We start from the raw sequence: 19,590 nt of genomic DNA, 5'->3' as shown, positions 1-19,590 counted from the left end.
AGCGGAGTAAAAAGAGAGATGACAGCATACGTTGGCATTGATGTAAGTAAAAAGAAATTAGACGTTGGTTTTTATTCCGACAAGCTGGGTAAAAACGGACAGAGGAAGAAGAAAACGAAGGTCTTTAAGAACGACCGTCAGGCGTTCTCTCAGCTTGAGAGCTGGTTAAAACAGCAGACTCAGCATAAAGCACAGAACATCGCGATAGGGATTGAAGCGACCGGGATTTATCACGAAGCTTTGATTTATACGCTGCACGAGCAGGGATTTAAGCTCTTTATTGCTAACCCGGGACGGGCAAAGAAATACTTCGAGTCGCTTGGCGTTACCCATAAAACGGACAAATCCGACAGCCTCCTGCTGGCTCGTTTTACGGAAGATAAAGCCCATAAAGGTGACATTACCTGGTGGGAGCCTGAATCGCCGGAAGCCCGGCACCTGAAACTGTTACTCAGACGCCTGAATGCTTTGCAAAAGGACGTTTTGCGCGAGAGGAATCGGCTGGAAGCCTGCGCGAATACCGACACTTCACCACGGGTGGTGAAATCGATTGAAGACATGATCGCCGTTCTCAATGAGGAAATTAAAGCACTGCTAAAAGAAATTGATGACCATATTGACGGGCACCCGCAGTTAAAGAAAAACCGTGAGTTGCTTGAGAGTATTGATGGTGTGGGACCGACGGTTTCCCGAGAGCTGACCAGCTTGTTCAGCGTAAAACGCTTCAGCAGCGCCAAAGAGGCGGCGGCCTATCTGGGGTTGATACCCAGGCTACAGGAGTCCGGCTCACATAAAGGGATGACCCGGTTAAGCAAAATCGGGCCTTCGGCCATACGAGCTTTACTGTACCTGCCGGCCGTAGTTGCCAGCCGTTGTAACCCGGACATCGCTTATCAGAAACAAAGGTTGTTAGCTCAGGGTAAGACGAAAATGCAGGCGCTTGGTGCCGCCATGAGGAAACTGGTACAAATCTGCTTCGGCGTTATCAAGCACCAGGAAGAATATCGACCTCAAACATCATTGAGTGTTTGAAGTCGATTGGTACAAGATGGTATCTACATCAATGTCAAGCCACATCAACCAATACGCCGTTTTCCTACAACACAATGAAATTGACCGTTTCCGGGTTATGGCTATTAATTACCTGCATGACTAATGTACGCAGATACTACGAAGGTGGATGGTATTTCTTTACTCTCTGCACCCACAAAAGGCAAAAAATACTGACGCGGCCTGATGTTCTGGCGGCGTTACGCAATGCCGTGAGAGAAACCATGCGTACTCACCCTTTTGAAATAGAGGCCTGGGTTGTCATGCCTGATCACCTGCATTGCGTATTGCGAATAATGGACACGAATGCTCCAGTCCGATGGTCTAAAATTAAGGCCTTAACTTCTAAAGCTTTACCTGAGTTCTCCGCCAAAAATTATAGTAAGCACTATAAGAATAAAAGTAGACAAAAGCGCCAGTTAAGCAGCCTATGGCAGAAAGGGTATTGGGAGCACACAATTCGTAATGAGAAAGAGCTATACATGTATTTACTTTACTGTTGCTACAACCCGGTAAAACACCGTTACGTTTCAAACGCTACCGAATGGCCCTATTCAACTTTGAATCGTTACCTGCGTAACAATCGATACCCGCCCGATTGGGCTTACATTAACGAATCTTGGGTAGACAGTAACTTGGCCGCATATGACCCATGACACAACCTACGCTGGTGATGTAGCCTGACATTTATGTCAGGTGAGGTATCCTCGGTAAAAATACCGCTTAAATAATTAAGCGATGCCGTGTATTCGACATCGCTCCTGACGTAAACGTCAGGCTACACTGCGAATGGGTATTTAATGGGGTCGTGACACTGGTAGCCGCTGACGATGAAATCGTCTTTGCTGACCCAGGTTTCAATGTCTTCTAAAGACTTTATCTCTGGGTTAATATGCAGCTGTGGCGATGGAAAAGGCTCTCGCTTCAGCTGTACATCACGCATGAGTTCCAACTGGTTCTCATAAATGTGAGCGTTCACTATCTTGTGGTAGGCCTTGCCCGGCTTGTGACCAGTAATTTGTGCCACCAAAGCTAAAAGAGCAAAGCACTGAATTTGGTTAAAGTTGAGTCCCAGGGGCACGTCACAGCTGCGTTGGTAAGAGGTTAGGTAAAGCGTGTCGCCTAACAGCGAAAAGTTGTGGGTATGCATGCACGGACGCAAACAACCCAGTTCAAATTCGCCAGGGTTATAGAAAGTAACAATTTCCCCACGGTCATCAATGCCTTTCGACAGGTTATTAATGACCTTTTTCAGCTGGTCTAAGTGGCTGCCATCCGGCTTTTGCCATGAGCGCCCCTGCACACCGTATACACGGCCCATGTCGTCTTCGCCTTTGCGATTCGGATTATTCAGCCAGGCCTGGTTTTCGTTGGCATTGGCGTCCCAGGTTTTGCAGCCAATATCGCGGAATTGAGCGGCACTATTGTAGCCTCGCAAGTATCCTAGAAGCTCAGCAATAGCCGACTTGTAATAGCTTTTCCGAGTAGTAATTAAAGGAAATTGATTGTTCGCAACATCATACTCTAAGTCGGCGTTTATAACCGTCAGGCAGTTAATGCCTGTACGTTCATTTTTAACCCAGACCCCTTCGTCGACAATGCGTTGGCACAGTTGTAAATATTGTTTCATTTTTTATATAAATTGTATTTTGCGTAATGTTTTACATCGTACCTGATGCTGTAGCCTGATGCTATTGCATCAGGTGAGATCTTATCTGTGAAAGCCCATCTGCAGTAGTCTGACGTTGACGTCAGGAACGGTATCCCGCATGCCCTCTTCGTAGCCTGACATTCATGTCAGGGCCAATATCTCACCTGACATGAATGTCAGGCTACATCCCGTATCCATCAGCCTGTAGGCAATTGCTTCTTTGCACGTACCATGAGAATAATACCCAGAATAATCATTGGCAGGGTCAGCCATTGGCCCATGGACATGCCTAAAGACAGCAGACCTAAGTGAGCATCGGGTTCGCGGAAGAATTCGACAATAAAGCGTGCAACACCATAGCCGAGCAGGAACAACCCGCTAACCGCACCAACGCCTCGGGGTTTGCGCTGGAACCACAGAATAACGGCGAACAACAGCAGGCCTTCTAACAAAGCTTCGTATAGCTGTGACGGATGGCGTGGCACCGGCCCGCCACTGGGAAAATACATAGCCCAGGGCACTTCTGCCGCACGCCCCCAAAGCTCGCCGTTAATAAAGTTACCAATGCGTCCGAAAAATAAGCCCATAGGCACTAACGGAGCAACAAAGTCGCCTACTTGCAAAAACGAGCGCTGTTTTTTGCGGGCATACAGATACATAGCGGCAATAACACCCAGCAAACCGCCGTGGAACGACATACCACCTTCGTGAATATAGAACAGGTACAACGGGTTATCGATAAAGTAGTCGAAGTGATAAAACAGTGTATAACCGATGCGACCACCGAGAATAACGCCAATAAAACCCCAGAACATCAGGTCGCTGAACTCTTCTTTGCTCCAGTTAGGGTCTGTTTTGGTCTGGCGCATGCCCCAAAAATAAGCGAAGGCAAAAGCCGCTATATAGGCAAGGCCATACCAGCGAATGTCCAAAGGTCCCCAAATATGAAAAAGAACAGGATCAATGGCGGGAAATTGCCAATAGTCATTAGACGGCACTGCTTGTACTCCCTGCTTTATGGTTAGTTAAAAATAAGTTGTATGGCGACCAGAATTAAAAACGCCGCAAAAACGCGCTGTAACTGTTTAACTGGTAATTTGTGCGCCAGTTTAGCACCCAGTGGGGCGAATAGCACCGATGCAACGGAAATCCCTAACCAGGCAGGCACATTAATTAGACCTAAAGCACCGGTTTCCCTACCCGACAACCAGCCATTTAAAATGAACATTACGACCGAGCTACAACCAATAACAAAACTGCCGAGCGAGGAAATAGCGATAGCCTGGCGCACCGGTAAGCGCATACGGCTTAAAAATGGCACGGTCAGCGCACCACCGCCAATGCCAACCAGGCCCGATATGGTCCCGATAATATAACTGCCCAGAGCCACTAACCGTTTAGAAACTGAAGTTAATGGTTCGCCAGTTTTCTGCGGAAGTACCATGCGGGCAGCCAGGGCTATTAACACAATTGAGAAAATGATTTTTAACCAGTCCGGATCAACAACAGTGACCAGAAAAGCGCCCGTCATTGCGCCAACCGATAACCCTGGCAATACCCTAATTAGCCAGAATTTTTCCATCAAACCATGTTTGGCGTGCGCACGTGATGCACTGGCTGTGGTCATACAAATGGTTGCCAGACTGGTGGCGATAGCACTGGGGACAACCAGCTCCGGCGGCACGCCAATAATAGGCAGTAAATAAATGAGTAGTGGCACAATAACCAGACCACCGCCAATACCCAGCAAGCCGGCTAATAAACCCGCCACTGCTCCGCCGCCAATACACCAAATCCAGGTGGTGAGTAACATGCTTATTTCCCTGCTCTGACAAAACCACCGAGTCCGATGCTTTCCATCTTCTCGGCAATCATTTTGCGAATTTGATCGGGGTTACGTGCCTGCAAAGCTTTAGCCAGCATCACGTTTAACGTGCTGGAACGCACATTACGCAGTATCCAGCGCACCCGGTCGACGTTATAACTGTTCATACTGAGCTGTCGATAACCCATAGCCACCAGCAGTAAAGCACCGCCCGGATCACCGGCTAACTCGCCACAGACACTAACGGGCTTACCAATTTCTTCGCAGCGCCGGGCGATTTCATCCAGGCTGGCTAATACTGCCGGGTGGTAGGCGTCATAAAGGCTGGCAACGCGGCGGTTATTCCTGTCCACCGCCAGCAAATACTGTGTCAGGTCATTACTGCCGACCGAGAAAAAGTCGACTTTGCTGGCCATCGCCGGCAACTGATAAATAGCGGCGGGCACTTCTATCATCACGCCCAGCTGCGGCTGAAACAGGTTAACACCCACTTCACAGCCCTGCTCTTCGGCTACCTCAAAGTACGCTTGTTTGATAAGCCGTGACGCTTCGTCAACTTCGCTGGTGCTAGTTATCATGGGCAGCAAAATACGCAAATTGCTTTTGCCAATACTGGCTCGCAACATAGCGCGAATTTGAATCAGGAAAATTTCCGGATGGTCCAGAGTTAACCTTATACCGCGCCACCCCAGAAATGGGTTGTCTTCTTTTAACGGAAAATAGGGTAGCGGCTTGTCTCCGCCAACATCGAGCGTACGCATAACCACTGGCTGATCAGGAAACTGATCCAGCACTTCCTGATACATTTCCGTTTGTTCGTCTTCTGTGGGCAATTGGTCGCGCATCATGAAAGGTATTTCTGAGCGATACAGACCCACGCCATCGATGTTCAGCGTTTTCAGGTAGTCGTGAGTAACATCCAGCCCAAGGTTCAGGTGCAGGCTTATGCGCTGACCATCCTGCGTTTCTGCAGGCAAATGACTATGCTCAGTAACAATGTCACGCAGTTCTTGTTCTTCTTCGGCTAACTGATGAAACTGAGTTAATACTTGCGCTGGCGGGTCCACATAAATTTCGCCAGTGTAGCCATCCACTGCCAGCAAGCGGTCGGAGAAGAAGTGCAGCTCGATGTCGTCGACACCCAGCACCGCCGGAATGTTCATGCTGCGCGCCATAATAGCAGCATGCGAGTTACTCGAACCATTTAATGAAATGATACCGGCAATTTGCTCTCGCGGCAGCTCGGCCAACATTGAAGCAGTGACTTCGTCCGCTATCAAAATGAAGTTGTCCGGCAAGGGCTTGCGTTTACGCTGACGGTTTTGTAAGTGCAACAGCACCCGCTGACCTATGTCACGCACATCGGTGGCGCGTTCTTGCAGATAAGAGTCTTCTAATGCCTCAAACTGAGCAACAAACTGCTCGACCACGTATTTTAATGCGGTTTGCGCGCGCCAGCCTTCTTTAATCATGTTTTCGACGGCGTCGCCCATACTGGCCGCGTCCAGCATGCCCTGGTACACATCGAAAATTGCCAGCGTATCATCCGGCACCTGCCCCGCCATGCGCCTGGACAGTTCTTTTAAGTCGGCTCGGGTACGTGCAACCGCCTGACGGAACTTGCGAATTTCGTGAATGGGTTTGTCGGAACGTCGTGGAGTCACTTCATCTATACGCGCTTCTGGTCGCGACACATAAGCCTCACCCACGGCCACACCGGGCGAACCGGGCAAGCCCCTTAAGCTGTGTATCCAGGGGGAGTGTTCACTAACCAGCAAACCTTTGGCATCGGCATGCGCTATAACTGCCGCCAACTGCGCTGCCAAAGTAACAATAAAAGCTTCTTCTTCACGACTAAAACTGCGCGCCACACTTTGATGCACCACCACTATACCCAGCACTTTGCGGCGGTGGATAATAGGAGCGGCTAGTAAGCCCTTATAAATATTCTCGTTGGTGTCGCTGAGTTTTTTGTTGGCGGGATGCATACTGGCATCGGCAATGTTTAGCGGCTCTTCTCGTTGTGCCGCTAAACTGATAATACCTTCGCCAAAGTCGACCCGGACGGGTTTTCCGTCTTCGGCACGCAAGCCGTCACTGGCCGCCATAACAAACTGACGCTGGTCGTTGTCGGCCAAAAATACACTGCAACTGTCGGTTTCTAAGGCTTCGCGCACCTGACTCACCATGGTAGTTAATGCCATGTTGAAATCAGGCGCTTTATTGACGCCCTGGACTATCCTTTGCAATGTAACCAACATCATATTTAACGTTTGCGCCTGTGCTGACGCCCTCCCGAAGCTCGAAATGGCATCGCCTGCGTGGCAAACTCTTTCATCACCCGACGATATACATCGCGCTTGAAGGATACGACCTGCCGCACCGGGTACCAATAACTGACCCAGCGCCAGCCATCAAATTCAGGGTGGCCTGAATGTAAAACATCTACGTCTTCTTCACGACATTTTAGCCGTAACAAAAACCACTTTTGCTTTTGTCCAACACACATGGGCCGCTGTTCACGTCGAATTAAGCGCTTTGGCAAGCGATAACGCAACCACTGTCGGCTGGTGTACAGAATTTCAACCTGCTCCGGCTTTAACCCGACCTCTTCGTAGAGTTCGCGGTACATTGCCTGCTCAGGGGTCTCGCCTTCGTGAATTCCTCCTTGCGGAAATTGCCAGCTTTGCTGGTTAATTCGACGAGCCCAAAATACCTGCCCATGCCCGTTACAGATGACGATTCCTACGTTTGCCCGGAACCCTTCTGCATCTATCACGCGAGCATCCTCAATTATTCTCTGTTACAGTGGATTCTTCCATAAAGCCCGGTTGCGGGCAAATGCTGATTCACTATTTACGAAGATTTAAGTCATGACCGACAAGCCACAACGCCCTCAGTCCATTGATGAATTGTTTCAGCGCGCGGCGGCTTTAGCTGGCCGTACATTTGCTGACCTGGCTGCTGAAACCGGGTTGCAGGTACCCAAAGATTTACGCCGCGACAAAGGCTGGGTGGGACAACTACTGGAGCTGCAACTGGGCGCCACTGCGGGCTCCAAGCCCACGCAGGACTTCCCTGAGCTGGGTGTTGAACTCAAAACGCTACCGGTAACGCCCGACGGTGAACCGCTGGAAACCACTTTTGTCTGTACCGCTCCTTTAGTAAATATTCAGGGAGTCCAATGGACCACTTCTAACGTACGAAATAAATTACAACAGGTGTTGTGGCTACCCATTGACGGCCGCCGCGAAGTGCCTTTAGCCGAGCGGGTAGTTGGCAGTGCGTTTTTGTGGGTGCCTAGCGAACAGGAGGAAGCCTTGCTGCGCAACGACTGGGAAGAACACATGGATCGTATTGCTTTGGGCCAGGTTGAGAGTATTACCGCACGTCAGGGGGAAGCCATGCAAATTCGCCCCAAAGCCGCAGACGGTTCGGCGCTGACCGAGGCCATTGGCCCGGAAGGTACTATAATTGAAGTGCGCCCACGGGGCTTTTATCTTAAGAAGGATTTCACCCGGCAGATATTGCAGCGGATGTTTATGTAATCCGAGGCATCATCGGTTGTACACAGGAGAAACTATGCAATTTAATGTCAGTCCTCAGGCTAAGCGCAATGCATTAACCTTTTGTGGGTTGGCGGTATTGTTGTTTGCGCTACTGGTTTTCCTTCATCTGGTGCGAGACGATATTCCGGTGGGTGTTACTGTGGTGCTCGGCGCAACGTCCGGCATATTCTTGCTGTTAGGCATTGGTAAAGTGATAGAGCCTCCGGTTTCACTGGTGATCACCGAAGACGGCATTCGTTATTTGCACCGCCGTGGACAATGGCAGATTCGCTGGGAGAATATTATCCGTTACGACGTTCCCCGAGTGAACCGGGTGCTGGAGCTTGAAGACGCCCCCTTTCTGGGGTTCCGGTTGTATCAGGTTGAAGAAGTGCTGGATGATATTTCGCCCCGGCTTGCTTCTGCCTTATTGTTCGAACAACGTCAGTTGCTGACTATGGCTTTGCGGCATCAGGCACCGGAGCGCGAGGATTATACGCCTTATTTTGATATTCCAGACAGTTACATTAGCCCTAATGGCACTGTTTATAAGGGGCTAATTGGTGTGTTTGGTAAGCGCATGGAACAAATGCGGGAATTACTTGGTTACGACCTTTACGTAAGTTCCAATGCGCTGGACCGCGACATTTACGATTTTAAAGCGCATTTGCAGAAGTTACAGGCATCGCGTACGTAGCCTGACGTTCACGTCAGGAGCGATATCTCACCTGACATAAATGTCAGGCTACGGGAAATTAATGTTCTGGAAGGCTTCCAGCATGGGTTTTTGGAAGAAGTAGCCTTGCATTAGGGTAATGCCGCTGTCGCGCAGGTATTTATACTCGTCTTCGGTTTCAATGCCTTCGGCGATAAGCTGAATCCCCAGCTCTTCTGAAATTTGCTGAATGGAACGAACCAGAGTTTGCTTTACCTTATTCTGGTTAATGTCACGAATAAGCTTCATATCAATTTTCAGAATGTCCGGCTGAAAGTCAGCCAGTAAATTCAACCCGGCGTAACCGGCACCAAAGTCATCGATGGCGGTTCTGAACCCCTCTTTACGATAAGCCTCAAACACTTCCACCAGAAACTCCTGACTCACAACCTGTTCCTGTTCAGTCACCTCAAAAATAATTTTATTCCGGTCGAACCCGGTTTTGCGGGCTGTCGATAAGGTGGTTGCCAGACAGGTTTCCGGTTCATAAATGGCGTTAGGCATAAAATTAATACTCAAACTGCCCGGTAGCTGGATACGAGACGCGGTCTCTATTGCCTTAACCCGGCAACTTTGATCAAAGGTATACTTGTTGTCTTCTGTCACTTGCCCCAATATTCGGCCTGCGCCCTCGCCGTTTTCTCCCCGCACTAGGGCTTCGTGTGCGAATACGCTTTTGTCAGAAATATCAACAATGGGCTGAAAGGCCATTTTAATGCCAAACCCCAAAGGTTTTCGACAATCACAAGATGGGCAAACCGACATAGGCTATCCTTAAGTTGAGTCTTATTACTTATTTTATCAAAAGTAGCAGTTTTCGTTGCTTACGTAAAAAGCTATCACACCTGACATGAATGTCATATATGGTCCCCTCCCGTTTTGCAACGGCAACTCGTGGTAAATGTCGGGGCGCTCGCATATATACGGCCTGTTTATGGTGCGCGCTTTGCGCACCTGGCCTGGATGAACTCCGCACGACAACTGGCTTATCAGGCTAACGTACTTTATGTACGGACGTTCAACAGTCTCAGTTGTCGTCGGTTTACCCTATTTTACCATCCTGTTGACGTTTGCAACTCCCGGAAGGAATGAACCTTCGCTGTGCTCTTTTACTGAATGCTGTTAAGCAGCAGTCATCCGGTAATCTTCTTTATTCTTTAACATCGCCCAGATTATCCGGGCGTGCTTGTTAGCCAGTGCCACCGCTGCAACGTTGTTGCCTCTGCGTTTAGCGACATCCTGTGCCCAGAGGCTCAGCCTGTCGTGGCGCTGTTGTGCCACCCGCAGTGCCGAGCGGGCGCCATGCACCAGCAGTGTCCTGAGTTTGGTGTTCCCTTTTTTGGTAATACCGCCTAAACGGTCTTTACCGCCACTGCTGTTTTGCCGTGGTACCAGTCCCAGGTATTCCGACAGGTTGCGGCCGCGTTTAAATTCACTCACATCACCTATCAGTGCCAGCAGCGAGGTCGCTGTTATCGGTCCGATACCCGGCAGGGTCATCAGCCGCTGACTGTCTTCATTCCTTTCGGCCTGTGTCGCTAAGTGCTTATCCAGCGCTTTAACTTCTTCATCCACCGCTCGCAGCATCTGATAGAGCCGGTTGATGAGGTCCCGTGACTGAAGCGTCAGCGCATTGCTGTCGTCTTCCAGTACCTCCGGTACTCTCTGTAATATCGTACCGACTCGCTTCGGTAAAAGAATGCCGTATTCGGCCAGTTGCCCCCGCAACCTATTCGAGAACTGCGTTCTCGTCTGCACGAAGCCTTCCCGCTGATTGACCATCAATGCTAAGTCCTGCTGCTCAATGCTTTTCAGCCTGACCGTCTGACGGTTGGGTCGTGATGCCGCCTCGGCTATTGCCCGGGCGTCATTCGCATCGTTCTTCTCACCCTGCAGGTACGCTTTGACGAAACGCGGTGGCAACGCCACCGTTTTATAACCCAGCTTTTCACATTCGCGGCGCCAGTAATGACTCATGCCGCAGGACTCAACCGCTACTTCACAGTCATCCGTACGGCTCAGCGTCGCCAGCTTCGCTAACACTTTATTGCTGCGCAGTTTTTTATTAAAAACTTCCTGCTCATTTTCATCCAGCGCCAAAACCTGAATAAAATCCTTTGCCAAATCCAGGGCAATTCTGTTTACAATAGCCATTGGTCCTCTCCACTCTGTTCTATAGAAGCTTGAACCTCTATATTGGCACATTGCGATGCCGCTTAGGAGGGAGGGGACCATCTCATCAGGCTACATAAATAAAAATTGCGTTTTACCAAAAATACTGTATTAAGCATTCAAGATTTACAACAAGGTAGCACAATGACAACAATTGGCTGGCAAGAGTGGGGAGCACTTCCTGAACTCAATATTAATCTGATTCATATGAAAGTCGATACTGGCGCCAAAACTTCGTGTTTACACGCGTTCAAACTTGAACCTTTTGAACGCGACGGCCAGGAATGGTTGCGTATTTTTATGCACCCGGAGCAAGGCTCTTTGCGCGAACAAGTGTGCGAAGCCCCGGTATTTGATAAACGTGAAGTAACCGACTCCGGCGGTCATACTGAAACCCGTTATGTGATCCGAACCCGATTACAACTGGGTAAGTTTGACCAGGCGGTCGAACTGACATTAACTAATAGAGACACCATGAAGTTCCGTATGTTATTGGGTCGACAAGCCATGCGCGGAAACTTTATCGTAGATCCACAAGCCTCTCACTTATTAGGAGAAGAGCAATGAGAATTGCGATTTTATCGCGTAACGCCTCACTTTATTCAACTCGCCGCTTAGTGGAAGCCGCTGAAGAGCGTGGCCACGAAGTTGACGTGCTTAACCCGCTAAGATGTTACATGAACATTAATGCGCGTGAATCATCCATCCATAAGCACGGCAAGGAACTGCCCCACTACGACTGTGTTATTCCGCGTATTGGAGCGTCAGTGACGTTTTATGGCACCGCTGTTTTGCGCCAGTTTGAAATGATAGGCAGCTATCCGTTAAATGAGTCGGTTGCCATTTCCCGTAGCCGCGACAAGTTGCGCTCACTGCAATTGCTGTCGCGAAAAGGCATAGGCCTGCCGACAACTGGTTTTGCCAGTCAGCCACAGGACATTCCTGACCTCATTGACATGGTTGGCGGCGCGCCGCTGGTTATTAAATTGCTGGAAGGTACTCAGGGCATTGGTGTGGTGTTAGCCGAAACCCGTCAGGCCGCTGAAAGTGTTATTGAAGCCTTTATGGGTCTGCACTCCAACTTTATGGTGCAGGAATACATTAAAGAAGCTGGTGGTGCGGACATTCGCTGTTTGGTTATTGGCGACAAAGTTATTGCAGCAATGAAGCGCCAGGCAAAAGCCGGCGAATTTCGTTCAAACCTGCACCGTGGCGGCAGCGCGTCGTTAGTTAAACTAACACCGGCTGAGCGCGCAACGGCGGTTAAAGCCGCTAAAACCATGGGGCTTAACGTAGCGGGTGTGGATATCTTACGCTCTAACCACGGGCCATTAGTTATGGAAGTGAACTCGTCACCCGGGCTTGAAGGTATTGAACAGGCAACCGAGAAAGACGTTGCGTCACAAATTATTACCTTCCTTGAGAAAAACGCCAAAGCGCATAAAACCCGTACCAAAGGGCAAGGATAAAATGAACGGTTTTGAACTGGCTGGACAATGGGTAGAGCCGGGATCGCATCAGCATATAACTCTGCCCGCGTTGCGTTTATATAACGACGCACCGCTGGACTTACGCATAGATGTGTTTCATGGCACAAAGCCCGGACCGGTATTGCTGATTTGCGCGGCTATTCATGGTGATGAGCTGAACGGCATTGAAGTTTGCCGACGCTTAATTAATACCACCGACGCCCGCACGCTCAGCGGCACTTTAGTCGTGGTGCCTATTGTTAACTTATTTGGGTTTATTCAGCAGTCTCGATACTTGCCTGACCGGCGTGATTTAAACCGTTGCTTTCCCGGCTCGGAACGCGGTGCTCTGGGAAGTCGTATGGCGTATTTGTTCAGTGAAGAGCTGGTCAAAAAGTCGACCCACATTGTGGACTTGCACACGGGAGCTATTCACCGCAGTAACCTGCCGCAAATTCGGGTAGACGTTGAAAACGAAAAAGCACTGGCCATGGCGAAGGTTTTCAGCACGCCGGTTATTCTGCACTCTAAAGAGCGCGACGGTTCCTTGCGGGCTTTAGCCAATGAGCTCGGTATTCCTCTCATTTTATATGAGGCAGGTGAAGGACTGCGCTTTGATGAGGCCTCGATAAGTGCCGGCGTTATTGGTGTAGAAAACGTGATGAAGCATTTGAAAATGATGAAAGGCCGCCGTCGTGGTCGTCGTATTACACCTGTCATTGCCCGTCGTTCCACCTGGGTTCGGGCAGAACGCGACGGCCTTATTATTCCCAAAGTTGAGCTAGGACAAACCATTCAGAAACAACAAGTATTAGCCTTAAGCGTTAACCCGCATGGTGGCGAAGGCGATGCGATTGAATCTCCGGTACGCGGCATTATTATAGGCTGCAGCAATATTCCGGTAGCTAATGAAGGCGAAGCCTTATTCAATGTTGCACAGTTTGATAAAGACGCCATGTCGGACGCCACCGAAAGCGTTGATTCTTTTACCGAGGTTTACGAGAACAAACCTTATGAGCAGTAATTCAGCACAGATTGATTTTAACCGCGGTCTGCGCCATTGTGACAATCAGCACAGCCTCTACCGGGAAGTGCTGAACTGTTATCTGGAACAGTTTGCTCCTTTGCTGAATACAGAGGACTTATTAGAAGATGTTGAAGCGGCCCGCTTAAAGTTACATACGTTAAAAAGTTTAAGTGCTACTATTGGCGCGACTGACTTGAGCCTTTTGGCTGCACAACTTTTCAAAGACTGGCAGTTAAAGACTTACGAACAGCGCATTGAAGCAGTTACACAAGTTAACGCTGAATTAGCCGCAGTGAATGAAAAAATAGCAAGCTACTGTAATGATGTTGTCCCGGACGATTAAATTTAATACAAAAAAGGGTAAACATTCGTTAAAATAGCCCGATAAAAATTATAACAACAGTTAGAGTACAGGCGCCCTATGTCCAGTCCGGTCAGTTTCCGGGTTTCTGAAAGAGATGTGTACATCAGTATTGATGCCGGCACTCCTCCCTCAGAGGTCAAAGCAGATAAACTCCAGCAAGCCTGGCAGGCTTCTAAGTTTTCGGCTGCAAAATTACTTGATCCTCAAATGCTGCTACAAACTGCAACAAAGTACGCCCAGCATTACAGTAAAGACTCTAACAGCAGCATTCCCTTTCAAGTCGCTATTGCTGAGATTTTTGACGCCGATTTAAATTTGCAGGTAAGCGACGACGATATGAAAGTCACCGCCAGCGGTATTGTCGGTTATGGCGGCAAAGCCCTGACGCAGGAAATTATCATTGCCAAGCTGAAGGAAAAGAAAATTACCTCCGGCATTCAGCGCAAGGCTATTGACGCCTTGGTTGAACACACTAATGAAGCTCCACCGGGTGCTGAGTTGTCAGTTACTGTGGCAAAGGGCAAGTACCCTATCAATGGCAGTAATGCCAAATTTAAACCCCTGACAGACGATGCCCGCAAGCGCGTTTTACGTCCTCAGTTACGTGAAGACGGTACGGCAGACATGCGCGATTTAGGTGCTGAAGTCACGGTTGATCCTGACCATCCGCTATTACAGAAAATACCTCCGAGCAAAGGTCGCGCTGGCTTTACTGTTTTTGGCCAGGAACTGGAAGCCCGCGACGGTGAGGACCGCGACTTTAAACCCGGTGAAGGCACTCGTGTTAGCGATACCGATGCCAATTTAATTGTTGCAGACCGGACCGGCATGCCCAGCTTTAGCGAAAACAGCGTGCAGGTTGATGATGTTATGCAGCTAAACAACGTCGATGTATCAACTGGCCACGTTAAATTTAAGGGTAGCGTAATTGTCACCGGTAATGTCAGTGAAGGAATGAAAGTCACTTGTTCAGGCGATATTACGGTAGGTGGTTATGTCGATTCAGCTGAGTTACATGCCGAAGGCAATATCACGGTGCGTAAAGGTTGTATCGGTCATCTGATTCATTCAGGCGATAATGCTGAGAACGACGAAGACGCCGATGAATGGATACCGGACGTGTCCACCAAACTTATTGCGGGCGGCTCCATCTGGTGTGCCTATGCCCAGTATTCCTACTTTGAAGCTCAAACGGGTGTGAATACAGACAAACAACTAACCCATTGCCATGTTATAACAAAAGGCCCTCTGGCCATTGGTGGTGAAGGTCGTAATGCCCGCGGCAAACTCATTGGCGGCACTATTGAAACCTGTGCTCATGTCTATTGTGGGCAGTTGGGCGCGCCGGCCGGCACAAAAACCCGAATTTACTGGTCGCTGCCGCCTGCTGACCCTCAGTCGCTTGAGCATTTAAATAGTATGCGAGCGTTGCTGACAAAAACTCTGGCCAGGGTAAAAGTGGTACAGCAAGGGTTAAATCGTTGCGACAAACTGGAAGATGGTGTGAAAAAGCTGGAATACCAGAAAAAACTAAAAATTGAGTTACGCAAACTTAAGACCCGCATTATTAATACCCGAACCAGCATAGATTCAATACTGGAGGCTTTCGAAAACCACCCAGTTTTGCGCACTATGGTCAGCAAAGAAGTCTTTCCGGGTATTTTGTTTATCTTTAAAGAGAAAAGTCTGCGCATAAAAGAACATCGAAATGGTACAATGTTCTTACTTCAGGACAAACAACTACGAGTAGACAGCTTACTCTAAGCCGTTAAGTATCACTATGTCAGCTGCAATTTTATCCATGCTTGGGCGTCAGTCCGCGCAACCCTGGGCTAATGGCTCATTATTGGTTATTCACCCCGGTGGTGGCGAATTATCTGCCTTACCTAATGCCTCGGCCTGGAGTTTTCACGCGGGTCACGCGGCTTATTGGAAAGCAGCCGGGCGCCCGGTTTTTTGCCAAATTCAACCTCCTAACCTTAGTCATTACGACGGTGTTTTATTTCTGGTAGCAAAGGAAAAAGAGCTGAATCAGTATTTACTGGAACAGTTAGCGTCATTACCAACTGGCACTCCGGTATGGTTTGCCGGCGAAAAACGCTCTGGTATTCAACCTTTAATGAAACATTTGCCTGCCTGGTTACAGCCGCCGCAGAAACTGGCTTCGGCAAACCATTGCCTGCTTTTTGCCAGTGAACGCAATGAGCAGGTTCATCAAAGCGCCTCGATTGAGGACTACGCCAAAAACATCACTTATGAATTAAACCAGCAACAAGAGTCTTTTGTTACTTTGCCTGGCGTATTCAGTCGTGAGCATATTGACCCGGCAACTTTGCTGTTACTGCAACATATTAAGGATCTACCCAAAGGCCGCGGTATGGATTTTGCCTGCGGTGCGGGAGTTATCGCTAAGCAGTTAGCTTCAGTGGCCACTGAACTTATGGCCTGTGATGTGAGTCCTATTGCCATTGCTGCCAGTGAGATAACGCTGGCCAATGAACCAGTAAAAACTGAGTTGCGTTTAGCCGATGGCATACCGGACAATGCCGGACAGTTTGATTTCATTGTCAGTAATCCTCCGTTTCACACCGGACAGAGAACCGATTATGAAATTGCTCGTGAATTTATTAGCAATGCCCGGCAACACCTGAATAAGCAAGGTGTTTTTAGAGTCGTTGCGAACCGTTTCTTGCCCTGGCCAGAGGTCATTGAATCGGTGTTTGGCAACTGCAGTGTTATAGCCGACGATGGCCGTTATCGTGTTTACCATGCCACTTGTCGATAAATAAGCCGTTTTTTTGTTTAACCGATGCCTTTTTTGTTAACGCTTTGCTAACATTAGTAAACATATAATTTTTTCAGAGATTGAGCCGTAGACTGAATGCATACCATTTCACTGAAGCGCATACTGATTTATATCGTGTTGTTGGTCACCAGCTTCGCGCTTCTCGTCGGTTTTACGGTTAATATTGTGAGCCAGGTTGCACAATATCAGGAATCATTGCATGACCAGGCTTTGTCTTATTCCCGCATTGTGGCTGGCAACGCTGCCAGCAGCTTAGTTTTTAATGACAACGCTAACGAAAAACAACGCCTGAGTTCATTAGAGAACACCTCGTTTATTCAGCATGTTCATGTCTACAAAATGGATGAAACCAGTAACGAACTGACCTTTTTCTCGAGCTACAATAAAAAAGGCCTGCCCCCTATTCCGGCGCGGTTCGCTAAACTGGATAAACTGACAACACCGCAAACTAACGACAACTACATTGAAGTTTCTCAGCCCGTAGTACTTGACGATGAAGTCATTGGTTACGTGTATTTGCGTGGCTCACTGGAGCAGGCCCGCTTATTCATGTGGCGCTCAATTGGCATTGCCAGCGTGGTTTTCGTACTGACACTGCTACTTTGCTGGCTAATAACTTTGCGCTTGCGAAAGACTATTGTCACGCCATTAGACAGCGTAGTTGATGTGATTTCTCAGGTTGCCCGGGACAAAAACTATTCATTGCGCCTGGCGCCGTCAAAGCTGGTTGAATTCGATATGATGGCGCACGCATTTAACACCATGCTTGATCGTGTGCAGCAACACATTAGCCGGCAGCGCCGGGCCGAAGAAGAAGCCAGTCAGTTAAATACCGAGCTGGAACGTCAGGTTACTCAGCGTACCCAGGCACTAAAAGAATCCAACAGTGAGTTGCTTAAAACACTGGAACAATTGCACCAGTATCAGGGGCAACTGGTTGAATCGGAAAAAATGGCGTCACTGGGCGACATGGTGGCCGGTATTGCCCACGAGGTTAATACACCAATAGGTCTGTCAGTTACCGCTTCCACTTTGCTGCAGGACAAATTAACGATAATGCAGGAGAAATTCGACGAGAAGCGAATTTCAACCTCAGAGTTCGAGCGCTTTTTAAGTGATTGCGATGAAAACCTGCAAATTATTTACCGTAATTTGGGCCGGGCGGCGGATCTGGTTACCAGCTTCAAGCAGGTGGCAGTTGATCAGTCATCAGAAATTGACCGGGATATTCATATTCCGTCGTTCATGAACGATGTTCTTATTTCGGTTAAGCCCAGACGTCTGGACCCGGAGAAATTCCCTATCCGTATTTCATGCCCTGAAGGGCTGACTGTGCGCGCTAAAGCCGGACCGTTAAATCAGGTGCTTATTAACCTTATTGTCAATTCTATGATCCATGCTTTTGAAGGGTATAGCAGCGGACGAGTGGACATTAGCTTTACTATGGTAGGTGATGACAAGCTGGAAATGGTTTATACCGACAATGGTAAAGGTGTTCCCAGTGATATTAACCGTAAAATATTTGACCCTTTTGTGACCACCAAACGAGGTTCCGGCGGCAGCGGGCTGGGTCTGCATTTGGTCTACAATTTAGTGACTCAGGTACTGGGCGGAAACATTCACTTCTTTAGTGAAGAAAAGAACGGCGTGGAGTTTATTGTCCGTTTTCCTGTCACTTTGGTCAGCAATGCTTGAAAAATCTCAAACAAAAGTCATAATGTAACGTCATAACTTTTATAAATATAAGTTCAACACCGTACGCACAGCGACGAACTTTCCGGGAAAATCAACGCTTATGAATGCCAGAATACTGATTGTTGAAGACGAAGTTGTTACGCGCCAGACCCTCACACGTCTATTCCAACAAGAAGGCTACGAAGTTTTTGATGCTGCTGATGGCCTGCAAATGGAAAACATCATGCGTCAGGAACGTGTGGATGTCGTAATTATGGACGTCAATTTGCCAGGTAAAAATGGTCTGGAACTTGCGGAATCCTTACGTGAAAGCGACAACATTGGGTTAATTTTCTTAACCGGTCGTGACAGCGAAGATGACCGCCTGTTAGCACTGGAGTTAGGGGCTGATGACTACCTCATTAAACCTTATAACCCAAAAGAGCTGACAATTCGTGTACGCAACCTGTGTCGCCGTATTGAAGCATCACGCTCAGGCAGTCCGGTTGAAAACAACAGTGTTGAATTCCAGTTCCATGGCTGGCGTTTGAACAGCGACAGTCGCTGCCTGTACTCACCGGAAAACCAAATGTTCCGCTTGCCGAAAAGTGAGTATCGTGCGTTGGAGTATTTTTATCTAACCCGGGCCGCATTCTTGACCGTGAAACACTGGTTAAACGTATGCTGGATCGCGAACTGCGTCCGAATGACCGTACCGTTGACGTTGCCATTCGTCGCATTCGTCGGCATTTTGAGTCTCACCCGGAAACACCGAACTTAATAACCACCATCCATGGTGAAGGCTATCGCTTTATCGGCGAGGTTGATCAGCAAGCTCAGTGATGCTCAGCTAACCAGGCATCAATTTGGCGTCGGTGCGGAATAACCGCATCGGCCCATTCAATTAATAAACGCTCAGCTACCGGCCACTCCCACTCGTCTTTCTCAACCTTTTCCATCAGCTTAGATAACTCAGTTAAACCGACTGAACCGCAAGCACCTTTAACTTTATGCGCCTGTTTGCGTAGCTCGTCTTCATTACGGCTTTTAGCTGCCTGATGCAATAATTGCGCATAGCTTTGAATAATACCGTCAAAAGTCGCCAGCGTTGAATTCACGCCTTCAACGCCTAAGGTATCGACGTATTGCTGTAATAACTCGGTGTCTATCGCCGATTTTTCTGCCATCTTTTTATGCTCCATCAATCCAAAACCCTATCCTCGGCGTATTCCTGTTTTGAGTCAACCACTGTGCAGACAGAATCGATTAGGGCAATCGGTGTCACCTAG

General features: G+C 48.6%; 19 protein-coding genes and 1 pseudogene. 12 read left to right on the top strand and 8 right to left on the bottom strand.

The features are described from left to right. Positions 1-18: 18 nt before the first annotated feature. Together IL_RS02585 and IL_RS02580 are read left to right on the top strand one after the other, a co-directional pair. Positions 19-1,032, top strand: a complete 1,014-nt coding sequence (locus IL_RS02585) for an IS110 family transposase (protein WP_011233769.1) — start codon at positions 19-21, stop codon at positions 1,030-1,032. A gap of 74 nt (positions 1,033-1,106) precedes the next feature. After that, entirely contained in the window at positions 1,107-1,706 is a 600-nt protein-coding gene (locus tag IL_RS02580; RefSeq protein WP_331271826.1) for an REP-associated tyrosine transposase, read from the top strand. Positions 1,707-1,828: 122 nt separating this feature from the next. On the opposite strand, the gene IL_RS02575 is transcribed toward IL_RS02580, so the two are convergent. The 5 genes from IL_RS02575 to rppH all read right to left on the bottom strand — a co-directional run bounded on the left by IL_RS02575 (position 1,829) and on the right by rppH (position 7,305). Beyond that, positions 1,829-2,680, bottom strand: a complete 852-nt coding sequence (locus IL_RS02575; protein WP_011233767.1) for a thymidylate synthase — start codon at positions 2,678-2,680, stop codon at positions 1,829-1,831. Between the two features lie 218 nt (positions 2,681-2,898). After that, positions 2,899-3,699, bottom strand: coding sequence for a prolipoprotein diacylglyceryl transferase (lgt, locus tag IL_RS02570; protein WP_011233766.1), 801 nt, complete (start codon positions 3,697-3,699; stop codon positions 2,899-2,901). Positions 3,700-3,722: 23 nt separating this feature from the next. After that, positions 3,723-4,514 carry a sulfite exporter TauE/SafE family protein gene (locus IL_RS02565; protein ID WP_011233765.1) on the bottom strand — a complete coding sequence of 264 codons (792 nt, stop codon included), beginning with the start codon at positions 4,512-4,514 and terminating at the stop codon, positions 3,723-3,725. 2 nt (positions 4,515-4,516) lie between these two features. Then, positions 4,517-6,787, bottom strand: a complete 2,271-nt coding sequence (gene ptsP, locus IL_RS02560) for a phosphoenolpyruvate--protein phosphotransferase (protein ID WP_041291772.1) — start codon at positions 6,785-6,787, stop codon at positions 4,517-4,519. Positions 6,788-6,792: 5 nt separating this feature from the next. Next, complete coding sequence (gene rppH, locus IL_RS02555) at positions 6,793-7,305, bottom strand: RNA pyrophosphohydrolase (RefSeq protein ID WP_011233763.1); 513 nt, start codon at positions 7,303-7,305, stop codon at positions 6,793-6,795. A gap of 94 nt (positions 7,306-7,399) precedes the next feature. Here rppH and mutH point away from each other — a divergent pair, with 94 nt between their 5' ends. Both mutH and IL_RS02545 read left to right on the top strand, forming a co-directional pair. Continuing rightward, complete coding sequence (gene mutH / locus IL_RS02550) at positions 7,400-8,074, top strand: DNA mismatch repair endonuclease MutH (protein WP_011233762.1); 675 nt, start codon at positions 7,400-7,402, stop codon at positions 8,072-8,074. Positions 8,075-8,108: 34 nt separating this feature from the next. Beyond that, positions 8,109-8,771 carry a DUF2982 domain-containing protein gene (locus IL_RS02545; RefSeq protein ID WP_011233761.1) on the top strand — a complete coding sequence of 221 codons (663 nt, stop codon included), beginning with the start codon at positions 8,109-8,111 and terminating at the stop codon, positions 8,769-8,771. Between the two features lie 48 nt (positions 8,772-8,819). On the opposite strand, the gene IL_RS02540 is transcribed toward IL_RS02545, so the two are convergent. Next, the gene (locus IL_RS02540; protein WP_011233760.1) at positions 8,820-9,554 is read right to left on the bottom strand and encodes an EAL domain-containing protein; all 735 of its coding nucleotides are present in this window, start codon (positions 9,552-9,554) and stop codon (positions 8,820-8,822) included. A gap of 357 nt (positions 9,555-9,911) precedes the next feature. Then, positions 9,912-10,943, bottom strand: a complete 1,032-nt coding sequence (locus tag IL_RS02535; RefSeq protein WP_011233734.1) for an IS110 family transposase — start codon at positions 10,941-10,943, stop codon at positions 9,912-9,914. A gap of 162 nt (positions 10,944-11,105) precedes the next feature. On the opposite strand from IL_RS02535, the gene IL_RS02530 reads away from it, so the two are divergent. The 8 genes and pseudogenes from IL_RS02530 to arcA all read left to right on the top strand — a co-directional run bounded on the left by IL_RS02530 (position 11,106) and on the right by arcA (position 19,144). Then, positions 11,106-11,528: an ATP-dependent zinc protease family protein gene (locus IL_RS02530; RefSeq protein ID WP_011233759.1), complete on the top strand. Its 423-nt coding sequence runs from the start codon at positions 11,106-11,108 to the stop codon at positions 11,526-11,528. Further along, entirely contained in the window at positions 11,525-12,430 is a 906-nt protein-coding gene (gene rimK / locus IL_RS02525) for a 30S ribosomal protein S6--L-glutamate ligase (RefSeq protein WP_011233758.1), read from the top strand. The genes IL_RS02530 and rimK overlap by 4 nt, the downstream gene beginning before the upstream one ends. 1 nt (position 12,431) lies before the next feature. After that, positions 12,432-13,454: a succinylglutamate desuccinylase/aspartoacylase family protein gene (locus IL_RS02520; RefSeq protein WP_011233757.1), complete on the top strand. Its 1,023-nt coding sequence runs from the start codon at positions 12,432-12,434 to the stop codon at positions 13,452-13,454. Beyond that, the gene (locus IL_RS02515) at positions 13,444-13,800 is read left to right on the top strand and encodes an Hpt domain-containing protein (RefSeq protein ID WP_011233756.1); all 357 of its coding nucleotides are present in this window, start codon (positions 13,444-13,446) and stop codon (positions 13,798-13,800) included. Before IL_RS02520 ends, IL_RS02515 begins: the two co-directional genes overlap by 11 nt. A 78-nt stretch (positions 13,801-13,878) precedes the next feature. After that, positions 13,879-15,585 carry a DUF342 domain-containing protein gene (locus IL_RS02510; RefSeq protein ID WP_011233755.1) on the top strand — a complete coding sequence of 569 codons (1,707 nt, stop codon included), beginning with the start codon at positions 13,879-13,881 and terminating at the stop codon, positions 15,583-15,585. Positions 15,586-15,601: 16 nt separating this feature from the next. Continuing rightward, positions 15,602-16,606, top strand: coding sequence for a class I SAM-dependent methyltransferase (locus IL_RS02505; RefSeq protein ID WP_011233754.1), 1,005 nt, complete (start codon positions 15,602-15,604; stop codon positions 16,604-16,606). 96 nt (positions 16,607-16,702) lie between these two features. Then, positions 16,703-18,322, top strand: coding sequence for an ATP-binding protein (locus IL_RS02500; RefSeq protein WP_011233753.1), 1,620 nt, complete (start codon positions 16,703-16,705; stop codon positions 18,320-18,322). Between the two features lie 100 nt (positions 18,323-18,422). Further along, positions 18,423-19,144: pseudogene (gene arcA / locus IL_RS02495) on the top strand (two-component system response regulator ArcA). Here the strand turns inward: arcA and IL_RS02490 are convergent. Further along, positions 19,138-19,488, bottom strand: a complete 351-nt coding sequence (locus tag IL_RS02490; protein ID WP_011233751.1) for an Hpt domain-containing protein — start codon at positions 19,486-19,488, stop codon at positions 19,138-19,140. The pseudogene arcA and the gene IL_RS02490 sit on opposite strands and share 7 nt — an antisense overlap. Between the last annotated feature and the right edge of the window lie 102 nt (positions 19,489-19,590).

Source organism: Idiomarina loihiensis L2TR, assembly GCF_000008465.1.
In the GTDB taxonomy this organism is placed as follows: Bacteria; Pseudomonadota; Gammaproteobacteria; order Enterobacterales; family Alteromonadaceae; genus Idiomarina; species Idiomarina loihiensis.
This window is presented reverse-complemented; position numbering and strand designations above follow the sequence as displayed.